Genomic DNA, 14,108 nt, shown 5'->3' with positions numbered 1-14,108 from the left:
TATTTTATTTTTATGAAAAAATATTTAAACATAGTTTTTGCTGGAACTACTTTTTTTTCTGCTAGTTGTTTAGAATTTTTATTAAAAAAATATAAAATTATTGGAATTATAACACAGCCAGATAATTTTTTAAGTCGTAAAAAAAGAAAAATATTTAATCCTGTAAAAATAATAGCTAAAAAAGCAAATATTCAGTTAATACAACCAATTTCATTAAATGATCATTATTTTGTTTCTTGGATACATTCTTTTGATATAGATTTAATTATTGTAGTAGCATATGGATTAATTTTTCCAAAAAATATTTTAAATATTCCTAAAATAGGTTGTTTAAATCTACATGCGTCATTATTACCTCGTTGGAGAGGAGCAGCACCAATTCAACGTGCTATTTTATCTGGAGATAAAGAAACAGGAATTACTATTATTAAAATGAATAGTAATGTTGATAGCGGAAATATTGTATATCAAAAAAAATGTTTTATAAAAACAAATGATACTACTTTAAGTCTATCTCAAAAACTTATTAAAATTGGAAAAGATGCATTATTAAAGACGATTCATTTATTACATTCAGGTTTTTTAATAGAAAAAAAACAAAATAATAATTTCGTTAAATATGCTAAAAAAATTAAAAAAAAAGAAGCATTAATTAATTGGAATTTTTCAGCAAAGCAAATAGAAAGGGCTATTAGAGCGTTTATATTATGGCCTAAAAGTTATTTCATTTATAATAATGAAAATATTAAAGTTTTACAAGCAAATGTTATAAATTGTAATTTTGATTTATCTCCTGGTACAGTTATAAAAGTAGATAAAAATGGAATACAAATAATAACTGGAAATGGAATATTAGAAATTATCAAATTACAACCTTCCGGAAAAAGAATAATGTCTGTAAAAAGTTTTTTAAATTCTCGTTACGATATTTTTTATCCTGGAATGATTTTATAAATATAAAATCATTTATTAAAAATAAATGATTTTATTTTTTTAAAAAAATTTTGTTTTAAATAATAAATATGTTACTTATCTTATTATATTGATAATAGTTAATTTTAAATTTTGAAAATAGTGAAAATAATTATATTAGGTGCTGGACAAATTGGTGAAAGTCTTGCTGAAAATTTAATTAATGAAAATAATGATATTACTGTTGTTGATATTGATAGTAATCGATTAAATTATTTACAAGATAAATTAGATTTAAAAATTATTAATGGATATGGTTCATATCCTAATATTTTAAAAGAAGCCGGAGCACACGATGCAGATATGTTAATTGCTGTTACTAATTCGGATGAAGTAAATATGATTGCTTGTCAAATATCTTCTTTTTTATTTAATGTTCCTAATAAGATTGCTAGAATACGCGCTTCGGAATACATTAAAAAAAATAGAAAACTTTTTAGTCCATCACATATATCTATTGATTATCTTATTTCTCCGGAACAATTGGTTATTGACTATATTTATAAATTAATTCAGTATCCTGGTGCATTTCAAGTTGCAAATTTTGCAAATGGTAAGGTTAGTGTTGTGGCAACTAATGCTTATTATGGTGGTTCTCTTGTTGGTAATTCAATTTCTAATTTACGAGAACATTTACCACATATAGACGCAAGAATTGCTGCTATTTTCCGTCATGATAGAGCAATTATTCCTGAAGGATCTACTATTATTGAAGTAGGAGATGAAATTTTTTTTATTGTCGAAACAGAACATATTCGTACTGTTATGAGTGAATTGCAACAACTAGAAAAACCATATAAAAAAATCATGATTGTGGGTGGTGGGAACATAGGTGCAGGATTAGCTAAAAAATTAGAAAAAAATTATGTTGTTAAGTTAATTGAGCATGATCAAAAAAGAGCTCAAGAATTAGCAAAATTTTTAAATAATACTATAGTGTTTTATGGAGATGCATCTGACCAAGAGTTATTATCTGAAGAACATGTTGATCAAATTGATGCATTTATAGCATTAACAAATGATGATGAAGCAAATATTATGTCTGGTATGCTTGCAAAAAAAATGGGTGCAAAAAAAGTGATGGTGCTTATTCAACGTTCTGCTTATGTAGATTTGGTTCAAGGTGATGCTATAGATATAGCAATTTCTCCACAACAAGAGACTATTTCGGCATTATTAAGACATATTCGTAAAGCTGACATAATAAGTGTTTCTTCATTAAGAAAAGGTGTTGCTGAAGCAATGGAAGCGATTGCTCATGGTGATATTAATACTTCAAAAGTTGTTGGTAAAAATATTCAAGATATTAAATTACCGTTTGGTGTCATTATTGGTGCAATAGTTAGAAACGAAAAAGTTATTATTGCAAATAAAAATTGTATTATATCTGAAGGAGATCATGTAATTATGTTTTTAACTGATAAAAAAAATGTTCATGAAGTAGAAAAAATTTTTCAGCCTAGTCCATTTTTTTTATAGTTTTTATTTTTTGTCATATTTTAATTTTTTCCGATTTATCAATTCAATATATGCCATATGTGCATTGTCTCCTTTTCTAAATCCGCATTTTATAATTCTAGTGTATCCACCAGATTGTAATTTAAATCTCGGAGATATGTAGTTAAATAATTTAGATACAGATATCTTATTTACTAATTTTGAGAAAATCAATCTACGATTTGAAACATTATCTATTTTAGATTTTGTAATTAATGGTTCTATGATACGTTTTAATTCTTTTGCTTTTGGAACTGTTGTTTTTATAATTTCATGTTGAATTAATGAAGAAATCATATTTCTAAACATGGATTTTCTATGACTATTATTTTTGTTTAGTCTTCGTCCTTTTTTTCGATGTCGCATGTAATTTTTCCTTATTTTTTATTTATTTAAAATTTGTTTTTTTGGTGGCCAATTTTTTATTTTCATTCCTAGTGATAATCCTTTTGTTGCTAAAACATCTTTAATTTCAGTTAAAGATTTTTTTCCTAAATTTGGAGTTTTAAGTAATTCTATTTCACTTCTTTGTACTAAGTCTCCAATGTAATGAATTGATTCTGTTTTTAAACAGTTTGCTGATCTGACTGTTAATTCTAAATCATCAACAGAATTTAATAAAATTGGTGAAAAATCAGGTTTTTCTTCTTTAATTTCTACTTTTTTGATATCGCGTAGATCAACAAAAGATTCTAATTGTTCTGATAAAATAGTTGCTGCTTTTCTAATTGCTTCTTCTGGAAGAATAGTTCCATTAGTTTCAATTTCTATGATTAATTTATCTAAGTCTGTTCTTTGTTCTACTCTTGTAGCTTCAACACTGTAAGATATTCTTTTTACAGGGCTATAACATGCATCCAATAATAGTCTACCAATTGGCCTAGAATCTAATTCTGAATGTATTTGTGATGAAGCTGGAACGTATCCTCTACCACGTTTAACTTTTATTTTCATATCGATGACTGCATTTTCATTAGTTAAATTACATATTATATGTTTTGGATTAAAAATTTTTACATCATTATTTAATGTGATATCTAATCCAGTAACTGGACCAATTCCATTTTTTTTTAAAGTTAAAAGTGCTTCATTTTTTTCGTGTATTGTAACTGCTAATTTTTTTAGATTAAGCAAAATTTCTAAAATGTCTTCTTGTATTCCTTCTTTAGTACTATATTCATGAAGTATTCCATCAATTTCTACTTCTGTTACTGCACATCCTGGCATGGATGAGAGTAAAATACGACGTAATGCATTTCCTAATGTATGTCCAAAACCTCTTTCTAATGGTTCAAGTGTAACTTTAGCATATTTAATATTGATTTTTTCTATGTTTACTAATCTTGGTCTAAGAAATTCCTTTATGTTATTCTGCATATTTCCCCACTTTAGTCTGATTATTTTTATTTAGAATAAAGTTCAATTATTAAATTTTCATTGATATCAGCAGAAAAATCACTACGATCTGGAATATTTTTAAAAATACCTTTCATTTTTTTCATGTCTATTTCAATCCATTTTGGTTTTTCAATTTGTTCACTGAGTTCTAAAGAAGCTTTAATTCTTAATTGTTTTTTCGCTTTTTCTCTAATACAAATTGTATCATTGATTGATATTTGATATGATGGTATATTAACTACTTTATTATTAACCATAATTGATTTATGGTTTACAATTTGTCTTGCTTCTGCTCTAGTAGTTCCAAAGCCCATACGATATACTACGTTATCTAAGCGAGATTCTAATAAATGTAGAAGATTTTTTCCAGTGTTTCCTTTTAATTTACTTGCTTTTTTATAATAGTTATGAAATGGTTTTTCCATAATTCCATATATGCGACGCGCTTTTTGTTTTTCCCTTAATTGTATTCCATATTCTGATAATCTTTTTTTTCTAGCTCCATGTTGACCCGGAGCTTGTCCTAATTTACATTTTGTTTCTATAGAACGTATTGAAGATTTGAGAAAAAGATTTGTATTTTCACGACGACTTAGTTTTAATTTTGGTCCTAAATATTTTGCCATTCTATTTATTAATCTCCAATTTTTAATTATTTTTACACACGACGTTTTTTTGGAGGTCGACATCCATTGTGTGGTATAGGTGTAACATCTATAATATTTGTAATTTTAAAACCAGCTGCATTTAAAGCTCTTATGCTAGATTCTCTGCCTGGACCTGGTCCTTTTACCATAACTTCTAAATTTTTTATTCCATATTTTTTTATTTTTTCAGCACAACGTTCTGCAGCAATTTGAGCAGCAAATGGTGTTGATTTTCTAGATCCTCTAAAACCAGATCCTCCTGATGTTGCCCAACTTAATGTGTTTCCTTGACGATCTGTAATAGTAATAATTGTATTATTGAATGAAGCATGAATATGTGCTATTCCATCTAAAATATTTTTTTTAATTTTTTTTGTTGGATTAGCATTTGATTTTATCATAATGTTTCAAATCCTTAAATTGTTTAAAAATAAAAAATTTTTTTCATTTTTTTACTATTCTTTTAGGTCCTTTACAAGTTCTTGCATTTGTTTTAGTTCTTTGTCCTCTAACTGGTAAATTTTTTCTATGACGTAATCCACGATAACATCCAATATCTATTAAGTGTTTAATATTGAGACTAACTTCACGACGTAAATCACCTTCTATAATGTATTTCATTACTTCTTTACGTAACATTTCTATTTCTTTTTTGTTTAAACTTTTAATTTTTTTCTCTTTATCAATTCCAGTGATTTGACATATTTTTTTAGAACGAGCTTTTCCTATTCCGTATATTGTTGTTAATGCAATTAAAGTTTGTTTATTTTCAGGAATATTAATTCCTGCTATACGAGTCATTTTTTTTCCTTAAATTTTATATTTTTTGAAAGTTATTTTTATTATTTTATCCTTGACGTTGTTTATGTTTTGGTTGCACAAGACATATTACTCTGATAACTCCTTTGCGTTTAATAATTTTGCAATGACGACACATTTTCTTAACAGAAGTTTTTACTTTCATTTTTATTCTCTATTTTTTGATTATTTAGCTCTAAGATTAGCTTTTTTTAATACAGATTCATATTGACTAGACATCATAAGTGTTTGCAATTGTGTCATAAAGTCCATGATAACAACTACAACAATGAGTAATGAAGTTCCTCCAAAATAAAATGGTACTTTCATAGCATCACGCATAAATTCAGGAATTAAACAAATAAATGTAATGTAAATTGCTCCAACCAAAGTTAATGCGTTCATTATTTTATTAATATATTTTGCTGTTTGTGCTCCAGGACGAATTCCAGGTATAAATGCACCAGATTTTTTTAAATTATCAGCTGTTTCTCTAGGATTAAATATTAATGAAGTATAAAAAAAACAGAAAAAAATGATAGAGAATGCATAAAGTAAAATGTAAAGTAATTGTCCTGGTTGTAAATACATAGAAATGGTAGTTAACCAATTCCATCCAATACCATCTCCAAACCAAGATGAAAGAGTACCTGGAAATAATATTATGCTAGAAGCGAAAATAGCTGGTATTGCACCTGCCATATTAATTTTAAGTGGTAAATATGTGCTCTGTGCAGAATACATACGATGACCTTGTTGACGTTTTGCATAATTTACTATAATTCTTCTATGTCCTCTTTCCATAAATACTACAAAATAAGTGACACTGAAAATTAGGCATATTATAAAAAATAATAGAATTAAATGTAGTTCTCCTTTTTTAATTTCTTCAATTGTATGTACTATTGCTTCAGGTAATCCTGCTACTATTCCTGCAAAAATAATTATAGATATTCCATTACCTATACCTCTTTCGGTCATCTGTTCTCCTAACCACATTAAGAACATTGTACCAGTAATTAAACTCATAACAGAAATAAAATAAAATTGAAAGTTTAAATTAATAACTAAACCTTCCATTTTTTGCATATTTGGAAATCCTATAGAAATGCCTATAGATTGAAAAATGGATAATATTAATGTTCCATATCTTGTATATTGATTAATTTTTCTACGTCCTATTTCACCTTCTTTTTTAATTTCAGATAATTTTGGATGAATAACTGTAAGTAATTGTATAATAATAGATGATGAAATATATGGCATTATTCCTAATGCAAATATAGAAGCACGACTTAATGCACCACCTGAAAACATGTTGAACATTTCAATGATTGTACCTCTTTGTTCTGCAAGCAATTTTGTTAATATCGTCGTGTTAATCCCAGGAATAGGGATAAAAGAGCCGATTCGAAATACTATTAATGCTCCAATAACAAAAAATAATCTCTTTTTTAATTCTTTGATTCCACCATTAGCACTATTAAAATCTAAGGCTGGTTTTTTTTTCATAGGTTACTCCTCAATTTTACCTCCAGCTTTTTCAATAGAAATACGTGCACCTTTAGTTACATGAATTCCTTGGAGAATAATTGATTTATTTATTTTTCCAGAAAGAATAATTTTTACATATTTTACATAATTTGAAATGATATTCCAAGATTTAAGAATATTAATGTTAATAATTTTATCTTTAATTTTATTACATTCTGATAATCGAATAGTTTTTTTAAATTTTTTTTTACGTGAAGAAAAACCAAATTTTGGAAGTCTTCTATATAAAGGCATTTGACCTCCTTCAAACCCTTTTTTTATTTTATATCCAGAACGAGATTTTTGTCCTTTATGTCCTCTTCCTGATGTTTTTCCAGATCCTGATCCAATACCTCTTCCTAGACGTTTACGTAAACTTTTTGATCCTTTAGCTGGAGATAAAGTATTATTCTTCATTTTTTTTCTCCTCTATTTTGATCATATAAGAAATGATTTTGATCATGCCTAAAATAGAAGGTGTATTTTTATGTATGACTGTATGTCCGATATAATGTAATCCTAAAGCAGTTAATATTTTTTTATGTTTTGGAAGACGACCAATAGAACTTTTTATTTGTTTTATTTTTAACATTATTATTATCCTAATATTTCTTTTATAGTTTTTCCTCTTTTTGTTGCAATCATTTGTGGTGATTTCATTTTTTTTAATGCATGAAATGTTGCTCGTACTACGTTAATAGGATTGGTTGAACCATATATTTTTGCAAGTACATTATGTATACCTAAAACTTCTAAAACTGCACGTATAGCCCCGCCCGCTATAATTCCAGTTCCTTGATGTGCTGGTTTCATATATACCAAAGATCCTGTATGTCTTCCCTTTATAGGATGATATAAAGTATCTTTATTAATCATAATAGTTTGCATATTTTTTTTAGCTTTTTCCATAGCTTTTTGAATAGCAATAGGAACTTCATGTGCCTTACCGTATCCAAATCCTACACGTCCATTTCCATTACCAACAACAGTTAATGCAGTAAATGTAAAAATACGTCCACCTTTAACAGTTTTTGCTACACGACTAACCGTTATCAATTTTTCTTTTAATTCATTATATATTTTTTCATTTATAACCATATAATATCCTTTTTAGAATTTTAATCCTGATTTTCTTGCACTTTCTGCTAATTTTTGAATGCGTCCGTGATATTTGAAACCAGAACGATCAAAAGCAGATATTTGAATTGATTTTTTTAAAGCACGTTCAGCAATGATTTGTCCAATTAGTTGTGCAGTATTTTTATTGCCTGTATATTTTACTTGATTTTTTATATTTTTTTCTGTACTAGATGCTGAAACTAATGTTTTATTTCCATTTTTAGAAATAATTTGTGCATATATGTGACGTGAAGTACGATGAACAACTAAACGAATAGCTTTTAAATTGTTTATTTTTTTTCTTGTTTTGGTAGCTCTTTTAATGCGATTTTTTTTTTTATCCATAATTTAAATCCTATTTTTTCTTAGTTTCTTTGATTTTGATGATTTCATTTTCATAACGAATTCCTTTTCCTTTATATGGTTCTGGTTTTTTAAATGAACGTATTTTTGCTGCTACTTGTCCAACAGTTTGTTTATTTATTCCTGTTAGAATGATTTCAGTTTGCGATGGACAAGATGCTTTTACATCTTCAGGTAATTTGTATTCAATTGGATGAGAATAACCTAAAGATAGGAGTATTATATCTTTTTTTAAAATAACTCGATAACCTACGCCAAAAATTTGTAATTTTTTTTTAAATCCATTTGTCACACCAATGATCATAGAATTTAATATTGAATGTGTTGTTCCTGTCTGTGCTTTATGCAGACCAATTTCTTTTGAAAAACAAAATAATTTGTTTTTTTCATATTTAATTTTTATTGATTTATGTAAAGTATAATTAAGAGTTCCTTTTTTTCCGATAATTGAAATTTTTGATTGTTCTAGTTTTATTTGAACATTATCTGGTACTTTAATAGGAATTTTCGATAAACGTGACATAACATTTTTCCTTTTAGGAAACATAACAAATAACTTCACCACCTAAACCAATTTTTCGAGCTTTTTTATCAGTCATAACACCTTTGGATGTAGAAATAATTGCGATACCTAATCCTTCCATAACTGTAGGAAGATTATATTTTTTTTTATATATACGTAGGCTTGGTTTGCTAATTCTTTGAATATTTTCTATTACTCCTTTTTTTTGAAAATATTTTAATTCAATTTTTAGTTTAGGTATTTTATTATTGAAAGATTCATAATTTTGAATATAACCTTCTTGTTTTAATACTTTTGCAATTTCTTTTTTTATTTTAGAAAATGGAATTTCAATTGATTTTTTTTTTGCTCTTTGAGCATTACGAATTGTTGTTAACATGTTTGAAATTGGATCTTGCAAACTCATTTTTTTATTTCCTAAATTTTTTTATAATTTTTTTATTACCAGCTTGCTTTTTTTAGACCAGGTATTTCTCCTTTCATAGCAGATTCTCGAAATTTGATTCTACTTAATCCAAATTTTCTTAAAAATCCATGTGCTCTACCTGTTTGTCTACATCTGTTTCTTTTTCTTATTGGACTAGAATTTTTTGGTAATTCTTGTAATTTTAGTATAGCATTCCAACGTTCTTCATCGGAACTTTGAATACTAGAAATTATTTTTTTTAATTTTTTTCTTTTTTTATAAAATTTTTCAATTAACTTAATACGTTTTATATTACGTATTTCTAATGATTTTTTTGCCACTATTTTTTTCCTTTTTTATTTATTTTTAAATGGGAAGTTAAATGATTTTAAAAGTTCAAAACCTTCAATATCTGAATATGCAGTGGTAGTTATAGCAATATCCAATCCACGAATGGAATCAATTTTTTCATAATCAATTTCTGGAAAAATAATTTGTTCACGTATTCCGATATTATAATTTCCTTTGCCATCAAAAGATTTTTTTGATAATCCTCTAAAATCACGTATTCTAGGAATAGCTATAAAAAGAAGTCTTTCAAAAAATTCCCACATTCTTTTTCTTCGTAAAGTGACTTTACATCCTATTGGAATATTTTGACGAATTTTAAAATTTGCAATTGATTTTCTCGCTTTTGTTATGTAAGGTTTTTGTCCACTAATTGCTGATAAATCAGAAATTGCATAATCAAGTTTTTTTTTATCTGTTGCTGCTTTACCTACACCCATATTAATTGTTATTTTTTCGATTTTAGGTACTTGCATAATAGAAGTATAACCAAATTTTTCGATTAATTTAGGAATAACTTGAGTTTTATAAAAATCGTGTAATCTTATCATTGTTTATCCTTAGAAAAATTATTTGATAATTTTATTATTAGATTTAAAAAATCTAATTTTTTTACCTGATTCTATTCTAAAACCAACACGATCTGCTTTTCCTGTTTTAAAATTAAAAATAGCAATATTAGAAATATCAATTGCAGATTCTTGTTCTAAAATTCCTCCTGGTTGATTCAATGACGGAATTGGTTTTTGATGTTTTTTAATTAAATTAATTCCTTCTACAAGCACTTTATTTTTTGATAGAATTTTTTTTACTTTCCCTCTTTTTCCTTTATCTTTTCCAACTAATACAATAACTTCATCATTATTACGAATTTTAGATGCCATATCAACTATCCCATCCTTTTAAAATTTAAAGTACTTCTGGAGCTAAAGAGATAATTTTCATAAATTTTTCGGTTCTTAATTCACGTGTTACAGGACCAAAAATACGGGTGCCTATAACTTGTTCATTAACATTGTTTAATAAAACACAAGCATTAGAATCAAATCGAATTAATGATCCATCTGTACGACGAATACCTTTTTTTGTTCTAATTATAATTGCTTTTAATACATCCCCTTTTTTTACTTTACTTCGAGGAATAGCTTCTTTTACACTAACCTTGATTATATTCCCAATATTTGCATATCTACGTCTAGTTCCACCTAAGACTTTAATGCATATAACATATCGTGCACCAGAATTATCTGCTACTTTTAATATACTTTGTGTTTGAATCATAAAATTTCTTTATTATTTTTAGAATTTTCCTATCATATTTTATGATGATACATTTTTTATTCAATGACATCAATTATAGAATTGATTTTTTTACAATATTCATCAACTTCCATGATTTTTTTTTTGATATTGGTTTAGTTTCGTAAATTTTTACAATATCTCCTATTTTACATTCATTATTTTCATCATGTGCATGTAATTTTGTTTTTCGACGTATATATTTTCCATATAATTTATGTTTTACTATACGTTCAATAGCAACAACAATAGATTTTTGCATTTTATTGCTAATTACACGACCTTGTAAAATACGATTATTGTTTTTTTTATTGTTATTTGTTGTTTTTGTTTTTTTCATGAATGATTTTTTTTTCGTGTAGTAAAGTTTTTATAGTAGCAATTCCTCGACGTACTTTTTTAAATAAATGTGATTGTTGAAAATTGCCATTTGCTTTTTGCATACGTAAATTAAATTGTTCACGTAACATATTAAATAGTTCAGATTGTAATATTTTTATTTTTTTTTTTCTTAATTCTTTTATCTTCATAATATACTCATTTTTTTATAAAAATAGTTTTAATTGGCAGTTTTGATGTTGCAATTTTAAATGCATTGCGCGCGATTATTTCAGATACACCATTTATTTCATATAAAATAGTTCCTGGTTTGATAAGTGCTACCCAAAATTCCACATTTCCTTTTCCTTTTCCCATTCTTACTTCCAATGGTTTTTTGGTTATAGGTTTATCAGGAAATACACGAATCCATATTTTTCCTTGACGTTTCATAGCACGACTTATAGCTATACGTGCAGATTCAATTTGACATGCACGTAATCTTCCTCTTACAATTGCTTTTAAACCAAAGGATCCAAAATTAATATCCATATCTGTTACTAGACCCTTATTTCGACCTTTTTGCATTTTTCGAAATTTTGTTTTTTTTGGTTGTAACATTATATTGATCTCTTTTGATTATACATTATATTTTTATTTTTTTATTTGATGTTATTTTATTTATTTTTTCATTATTATACATGTTTCCTAAAATTTCTCCTTTAAAAATCCATACTTTTATTCCTAAAACTCCATAAGTAGTAAATGCTTCTGCAGTGCTGTAATCGATATTAGCTCTTAAAGTATGTAATGGAACTCTTCCTTCTCGATACCATTCTCTTCTTGCTATTTCAGCTCCTCCTAAACGACCACTAATTTCTATTTTTACTCCTTTTGCTCCAAGTCTCATAGCATTTTGTACTGCTCTTTTCATCACTCTTCTAAATATAATACGACGTTCTAGTTGTCCAGCAATATTGTGTGCAACTAATTTTGCATCTAATTCAGGCTTTTTAATTTCAGAAATATTAATTTGAGCAGGTACTCCTGTAATAATAGCAATTTTTTTTCTTAATTTTTCAATGTCTTCTCCTTTTTTTCCAATAATAATACCTGGCCTTGCGGTATATATACTAACACGGATACTTTTAGCTGGACGTTCTATTACGATACGAGATATAAATGCTTTTGCAAGTTTTTCATTTAAATATTTACGTACTTGATAATCACTTTCTAGATTTTTTGAAAAATCTTTCTTGTTTGCATACCATGTAGAATTCCAAATATTAGTAATTCCTAAACGCATTCCATAAGGATTAACTTTTTGTCCCATTATTTTTTCCTTTATTTTTATGTTTATTTTATTTTTTTTATGGAGTTAGATTCCGATACTATAATTGTAATATGACTTGTTCTTTTAAGAATTCGATCTGTATGTCCTTTTGCACGAGGGAAAATACGTTTCATAGTTGGACCTTCATTAATAAAAATTTTTTTTATTTTTAAATTATTAATATTTATTCCGTTATTATGTTCTGCATTAGCAATTGCAGATTGTAGTGTTTTTTTTATCAAAAAAGCTGCTTTTTTATTAGAAAAGGTTAAAATTTCCATTGCTTTTGATACGTTTTTACCTCGAACTAGATTAGCTACTAATCTAATTTTTTGTGCAGATGATTTTGCGTTTCGGTATGAGGCAATAGTTTCCATTTATTTTTTCCTTTTATTTTTTTATTTCTGTTTTTTTAATTTTTCTATCTCCAGAGTGGCTTCTATAAGTACGTGTTGGTACAAATTCACCTAATTTATGACCTAACATTTCGTTAGTGATATAAATTGGTATATGTTTTTTTCCATTATGTACTGAAATAGTTAATCCTATCATATTAGGAAAAATAGTTGAACGACGAGACCATGTTTTTAAAGGTTTTTTATCTCCATTTTTTGTCGCTTTTTGTATTTTTTTTAGCAAATGTTTATCTATAAATGGACCTTTTTTCATAGAACGTGGCATCGAAAAATCTCCTTAAAAATTATTTTTTAGAACGATGAATAATATATTTGTTTGTTCTTTTATTATTTCTAGTTTTTTTCCCTTTAGTTTGTAAACCCCATGGTGTTACTGGATGTTTTCCAAAATTACGACCTTCTCCTCCTCCATGTGGATGATCTACAGGATTCATTGCAGTTCCTCTAACCGTTGGTCTAATACCTCTCCATCGATTAGCACCTGCTTTACCAAGAACACGCAACATATTTTCATTGTTACTTACTTCGCCTATTGTAGCACGGCAATTACAAAATATTTTTCTTATTTCTCCTGAACGTAATCGAATATTAACATAATTATGGTCTTTTGAAATAATTTGTGCATATGATCCTGCTGCTCTTGCTAATTGTCCACCTTTTCCATTTTTTAATTCTATATTATGTATAATAGTTCCTATCGGAATATTTTTTATTGGAAGTGTGTTTCCTATTTTAATTGTTGCATTGATTCCAGATGAAATAACATCTCCTATTTTAATGTTTTTCGGTGCAATAATATAACGTCTTTCACCATCTTTATATAAAATCAAAGCTATATATGAAGATCTATTTGGATCATATTCAATACGCTCTATTTTTCCTAATATGGAATCTTTATTTCTTTTAAAATCAATTAAACGATATTTTTTTTTATGTCCTCCTCCAATATGACGTGTTGTAATTCTTCCATTATTGTTTCTTCCTCCTGTTTTATTGTTTTTTTTTAATAATTTAGAAAATGGTTTTCCTTTATGTAGAAACTTGTTTGATATTTTTATTACATGTCGTCTTCCAGGAGAGGTAGGATTACATTTTATAATAGCCATTATATTAATTTCCTTTTTATATTACTCAATTT

The 14,108-nt window shown here is 26.8% G+C and carries 26 protein-coding genes; 2 read left to right on the top strand and 24 right to left on the bottom strand.

What is annotated here, in order from left to right:
• Nucleotides 1-12 precede the first annotated feature (12 nt).
• Entirely contained in the window at nucleotides 13-954 is a 942-nt protein-coding gene (fmt, locus tag RA161_02050) for a methionyl-tRNA formyltransferase (protein WMY97303.1), read from the top strand.
• Between the two features lie 120 nt (nucleotides 955-1,074).
• Complete coding sequence (gene trkA, locus RA161_02045) at nucleotides 1,075-2,451, top strand: Trk system potassium transporter TrkA (protein WMY97302.1); 1,377 nt, start codon at nucleotides 1,075-1,077, stop codon at nucleotides 2,449-2,451.
• Nucleotides 2,452-2,454: 3 nt separating this feature from the next.
• Here trkA and rplQ read toward each other — a convergent pair whose 3' ends face one another.
• The 24 genes from rplQ to rplB form a co-directional block, all read right to left on the bottom strand.
• On the bottom strand, nucleotides 2,455-2,835 hold the full coding sequence (rplQ, locus tag RA161_02040) for a 50S ribosomal protein L17 (GenBank protein WMY97301.1): 381 nt from the start codon (nucleotides 2,833-2,835) through the stop codon (nucleotides 2,455-2,457).
• Nucleotides 2,836-2,853: 18 nt separating this feature from the next.
• Nucleotides 2,854-3,846 carry a DNA-directed RNA polymerase subunit alpha gene (rpoA, locus tag RA161_02035; protein ID WMY97300.1) on the bottom strand — a complete coding sequence of 331 codons (993 nt, stop codon included), beginning with the start codon at nucleotides 3,844-3,846 and terminating at the stop codon, nucleotides 2,854-2,856.
• 26 nt (nucleotides 3,847-3,872) lie between these two features.
• A complete protein-coding gene (gene rpsD, locus RA161_02030) occupies nucleotides 3,873-4,493 on the bottom strand; it encodes a 30S ribosomal protein S4 (protein ID WMY97299.1) in 621 nt (206 codons plus the stop codon).
• Nucleotides 4,494-4,525: 32 nt separating this feature from the next.
• Nucleotides 4,526-4,915 (bottom strand): 30S ribosomal protein S11, encoded by a 390-nt coding sequence (gene rpsK, locus RA161_02025; protein WMY97298.1) that lies wholly within the window; start codon nucleotides 4,913-4,915, stop codon nucleotides 4,526-4,528.
• A 43-nt stretch (nucleotides 4,916-4,958) separates the two neighbouring features.
• Nucleotides 4,959-5,315, bottom strand: coding sequence for a 30S ribosomal protein S13 (gene rpsM / locus RA161_02020; GenBank protein WMY97297.1), 357 nt, complete (start codon nucleotides 5,313-5,315; stop codon nucleotides 4,959-4,961).
• Between the two features lie 46 nt (nucleotides 5,316-5,361).
• Nucleotides 5,362-5,478: a 50S ribosomal protein L36 gene (rpmJ, locus tag RA161_02015; protein WMY97296.1), complete on the bottom strand. Its 117-nt coding sequence runs from the start codon at nucleotides 5,476-5,478 to the stop codon at nucleotides 5,362-5,364.
• Nucleotides 5,479-5,498: 20 nt separating this feature from the next.
• Complete coding sequence (gene secY / locus RA161_02010; protein ID WMY97295.1) at nucleotides 5,499-6,824, bottom strand: preprotein translocase subunit SecY; 1,326 nt, start codon at nucleotides 6,822-6,824, stop codon at nucleotides 5,499-5,501.
• A gap of 3 nt (nucleotides 6,825-6,827) precedes the next feature.
• Nucleotides 6,828-7,262 (bottom strand): 50S ribosomal protein L15, encoded by a 435-nt coding sequence (rplO, locus tag RA161_02005; protein WMY97294.1) that lies wholly within the window; start codon nucleotides 7,260-7,262, stop codon nucleotides 6,828-6,830.
• Nucleotides 7,252-7,446: a 50S ribosomal protein L30 gene (gene rpmD, locus RA161_02000; GenBank protein ID WMY97722.1), complete on the bottom strand. Its 195-nt coding sequence runs from the start codon at nucleotides 7,444-7,446 to the stop codon at nucleotides 7,252-7,254. The genes rplO and rpmD overlap by 11 nt, the downstream gene beginning before the upstream one ends.
• Nucleotides 7,443-7,943 carry a 30S ribosomal protein S5 gene (gene rpsE / locus RA161_01995; protein ID WMY97293.1) on the bottom strand — a complete coding sequence of 167 codons (501 nt, stop codon included), beginning with the start codon at nucleotides 7,941-7,943 and terminating at the stop codon, nucleotides 7,443-7,445. Before rpsE ends, rpmD begins: the two co-directional genes overlap by 4 nt.
• A gap of 12 nt (nucleotides 7,944-7,955) precedes the next feature.
• Nucleotides 7,956-8,309 carry a 50S ribosomal protein L18 gene (rplR, locus tag RA161_01990; GenBank protein WMY97292.1) on the bottom strand — a complete coding sequence of 118 codons (354 nt, stop codon included), beginning with the start codon at nucleotides 8,307-8,309 and terminating at the stop codon, nucleotides 7,956-7,958.
• Between the two features lie 10 nt (nucleotides 8,310-8,319).
• The gene (rplF, locus tag RA161_01985) at nucleotides 8,320-8,850 is read right to left on the bottom strand and encodes a 50S ribosomal protein L6 (GenBank protein WMY97721.1); all 531 of its coding nucleotides are present in this window, start codon (nucleotides 8,848-8,850) and stop codon (nucleotides 8,320-8,322) included.
• A gap of 13 nt (nucleotides 8,851-8,863) precedes the next feature.
• Nucleotides 8,864-9,256 carry a 30S ribosomal protein S8 gene (gene rpsH, locus RA161_01980; GenBank protein WMY97291.1) on the bottom strand — a complete coding sequence of 131 codons (393 nt, stop codon included), beginning with the start codon at nucleotides 9,254-9,256 and terminating at the stop codon, nucleotides 8,864-8,866.
• Between the two features lie 35 nt (nucleotides 9,257-9,291).
• Complete coding sequence (gene rpsN / locus RA161_01975; protein ID WMY97290.1) at nucleotides 9,292-9,597, bottom strand: 30S ribosomal protein S14; 306 nt, start codon at nucleotides 9,595-9,597, stop codon at nucleotides 9,292-9,294.
• Between the two features lie 15 nt (nucleotides 9,598-9,612).
• Nucleotides 9,613-10,155: a 50S ribosomal protein L5 gene (rplE, locus tag RA161_01970; protein WMY97289.1), complete on the bottom strand. Its 543-nt coding sequence runs from the start codon at nucleotides 10,153-10,155 to the stop codon at nucleotides 9,613-9,615.
• An 18-nt stretch (nucleotides 10,156-10,173) separates the two neighbouring features.
• Entirely contained in the window at nucleotides 10,174-10,488 is a 315-nt protein-coding gene (rplX, locus tag RA161_01965; protein WMY97288.1) for a 50S ribosomal protein L24, read from the bottom strand.
• A gap of 25 nt (nucleotides 10,489-10,513) precedes the next feature.
• The gene (gene rplN / locus RA161_01960; protein WMY97287.1) at nucleotides 10,514-10,885 is read right to left on the bottom strand and encodes a 50S ribosomal protein L14; all 372 of its coding nucleotides are present in this window, start codon (nucleotides 10,883-10,885) and stop codon (nucleotides 10,514-10,516) included.
• A gap of 73 nt (nucleotides 10,886-10,958) precedes the next feature.
• Nucleotides 10,959-11,243, bottom strand: coding sequence for a 30S ribosomal protein S17 (gene rpsQ / locus RA161_01955; GenBank protein WMY97286.1), 285 nt, complete (start codon nucleotides 11,241-11,243; stop codon nucleotides 10,959-10,961).
• Nucleotides 11,218-11,433, bottom strand: coding sequence for a 50S ribosomal protein L29 (gene rpmC / locus RA161_01950; protein WMY97285.1), 216 nt, complete (start codon nucleotides 11,431-11,433; stop codon nucleotides 11,218-11,220). The genes rpsQ and rpmC overlap by 26 nt, the downstream gene beginning before the upstream one ends.
• 7 nt (nucleotides 11,434-11,440) lie before the next feature.
• Nucleotides 11,441-11,842, bottom strand: a complete 402-nt coding sequence (rplP, locus tag RA161_01945) for a 50S ribosomal protein L16 (protein ID WMY97284.1) — start codon at nucleotides 11,840-11,842, stop codon at nucleotides 11,441-11,443.
• A gap of 25 nt (nucleotides 11,843-11,867) precedes the next feature.
• A complete protein-coding gene (rpsC, locus tag RA161_01940; protein ID WMY97283.1) occupies nucleotides 11,868-12,554 on the bottom strand; it encodes a 30S ribosomal protein S3 in 687 nt (228 codons plus the stop codon).
• A gap of 23 nt (nucleotides 12,555-12,577) precedes the next feature.
• Nucleotides 12,578-12,931 (bottom strand): 50S ribosomal protein L22, encoded by a 354-nt coding sequence (gene rplV / locus RA161_01935; GenBank protein WMY97282.1) that lies wholly within the window; start codon nucleotides 12,929-12,931, stop codon nucleotides 12,578-12,580.
• A 13-nt stretch (nucleotides 12,932-12,944) separates the two neighbouring features.
• Nucleotides 12,945-13,235 (bottom strand): 30S ribosomal protein S19, encoded by a 291-nt coding sequence (gene rpsS / locus RA161_01930; protein WMY97281.1) that lies wholly within the window; start codon nucleotides 13,233-13,235, stop codon nucleotides 12,945-12,947.
• Between the two features lie 19 nt (nucleotides 13,236-13,254).
• Nucleotides 13,255-14,076, bottom strand: a complete 822-nt coding sequence (gene rplB / locus RA161_01925) for a 50S ribosomal protein L2 (protein ID WMY97280.1) — start codon at nucleotides 14,074-14,076, stop codon at nucleotides 13,255-13,257.
• Nucleotides 14,077-14,108: the final 32 nt, after the last annotated feature.

The sequence above is a fragment of the Arsenophonus sp. genome, from assembly GCA_031446085.1.
Lineage (GTDB): Bacteria > Pseudomonadota > Gammaproteobacteria > Enterobacterales > Enterobacteriaceae.
Note: the sequence above shows the minus strand (reverse complement) of the source record. Positions and strands in the feature narration are given on the sequence as shown.

Excerpts from the sequence above, each read along its gene's own strand:
- fmt (WMY97303.1), top strand. The coding sequence starts at position 13 with ATGAAAAAATATTTAAACATAGTTTTTGCTGGAACTACTTTTTTTTCT.
- rplQ (WMY97301.1), bottom strand. The coding sequence starts at position 2,835 with ATGCGACATCGAAAAAAAGGACGAAGACTAAACAAAAATAATAGTCAT.
- rpoA (WMY97300.1), bottom strand. The coding sequence starts at position 3,846 with ATGCAGAATAACATAAAGGAATTTCTTAGACCAAGATTAGTAAACATA.
- rpsD (WMY97299.1), bottom strand. The coding sequence starts at position 4,493 with ATGGCAAAATATTTAGGACCAAAATTAAAACTAAGTCGTCGTGAAAAT.
- rpsK (WMY97298.1), bottom strand. The coding sequence starts at position 4,915 with ATGATAAAATCAAATGCTAATCCAACAAAAAAAATTAAAAAAAATATT.
- rpsM (WMY97297.1), bottom strand. The coding sequence starts at position 5,315 with ATGACTCGTATAGCAGGAATTAATATTCCTGAAAATAAACAAACTTTA.
- rpmJ (WMY97296.1), bottom strand. The coding sequence starts at position 5,478 with ATGAAAGTAAAAACTTCTGTTAAGAAAATGTGTCGTCATTGCAAAATT.
- secY (WMY97295.1), bottom strand. The coding sequence starts at position 6,824 with ATGAAAAAAAAACCAGCCTTAGATTTTAATAGTGCTAATGGTGGAATC.
- rplO (WMY97294.1), bottom strand. The coding sequence starts at position 7,262 with ATGAAGAATAATACTTTATCTCCAGCTAAAGGATCAAAAAGTTTACGT.
- rpsE (WMY97293.1), bottom strand. The coding sequence starts at position 7,943 with ATGGTTATAAATGAAAAAATATATAATGAATTAAAAGAAAAATTGATA.
- rplR (WMY97292.1), bottom strand. The coding sequence starts at position 8,309 with ATGGATAAAAAAAAAAATCGCATTAAAAGAGCTACCAAAACAAGAAAA.
- rplF (WMY97721.1), bottom strand. The coding sequence starts at position 8,850 with ATGTCACGTTTATCGAAAATTCCTATTAAAGTACCAGATAATGTTCAA.
- rpsH (WMY97291.1), bottom strand. The coding sequence starts at position 9,256 with ATGAGTTTGCAAGATCCAATTTCAAACATGTTAACAACAATTCGTAAT.
- rplE (WMY97289.1), bottom strand. The coding sequence starts at position 10,155 with ATGATAAGATTACACGATTTTTATAAAACTCAAGTTATTCCTAAATTA.
- rplX (WMY97288.1), bottom strand. The coding sequence starts at position 10,488 with ATGGCATCTAAAATTCGTAATAATGATGAAGTTATTGTATTAGTTGGA.
- rplN (WMY97287.1), bottom strand. The coding sequence starts at position 10,885 with ATGATTCAAACACAAAGTATATTAAAAGTAGCAGATAATTCTGGTGCA.
- rpsQ (WMY97286.1), bottom strand. The coding sequence starts at position 11,243 with ATGAAAAAAACAAAAACAACAAATAACAATAAAAAAAACAATAATCGT.
- rpmC (WMY97285.1), bottom strand. The coding sequence starts at position 11,433 with ATGAAGATAAAAGAATTAAGAAAAAAAAAAATAAAAATATTACAATCT.
- rplP (WMY97284.1), bottom strand. The coding sequence starts at position 11,842 with ATGTTACAACCAAAAAAAACAAAATTTCGAAAAATGCAAAAAGGTCGA.
- rpsC (WMY97283.1), bottom strand. The coding sequence starts at position 12,554 with ATGGGACAAAAAGTTAATCCTTATGGAATGCGTTTAGGAATTACTAAT.
- rplV (WMY97282.1), bottom strand. The coding sequence starts at position 12,931 with ATGGAAACTATTGCCTCATACCGAAACGCAAAATCATCTGCACAAAAA.
- rpsS (WMY97281.1), bottom strand. The coding sequence starts at position 13,235 with ATGCCACGTTCTATGAAAAAAGGTCCATTTATAGATAAACATTTGCTA.
- rplB (WMY97280.1), bottom strand. The coding sequence starts at position 14,076 with ATGGCTATTATAAAATGTAATCCTACCTCTCCTGGAAGACGACATGTA.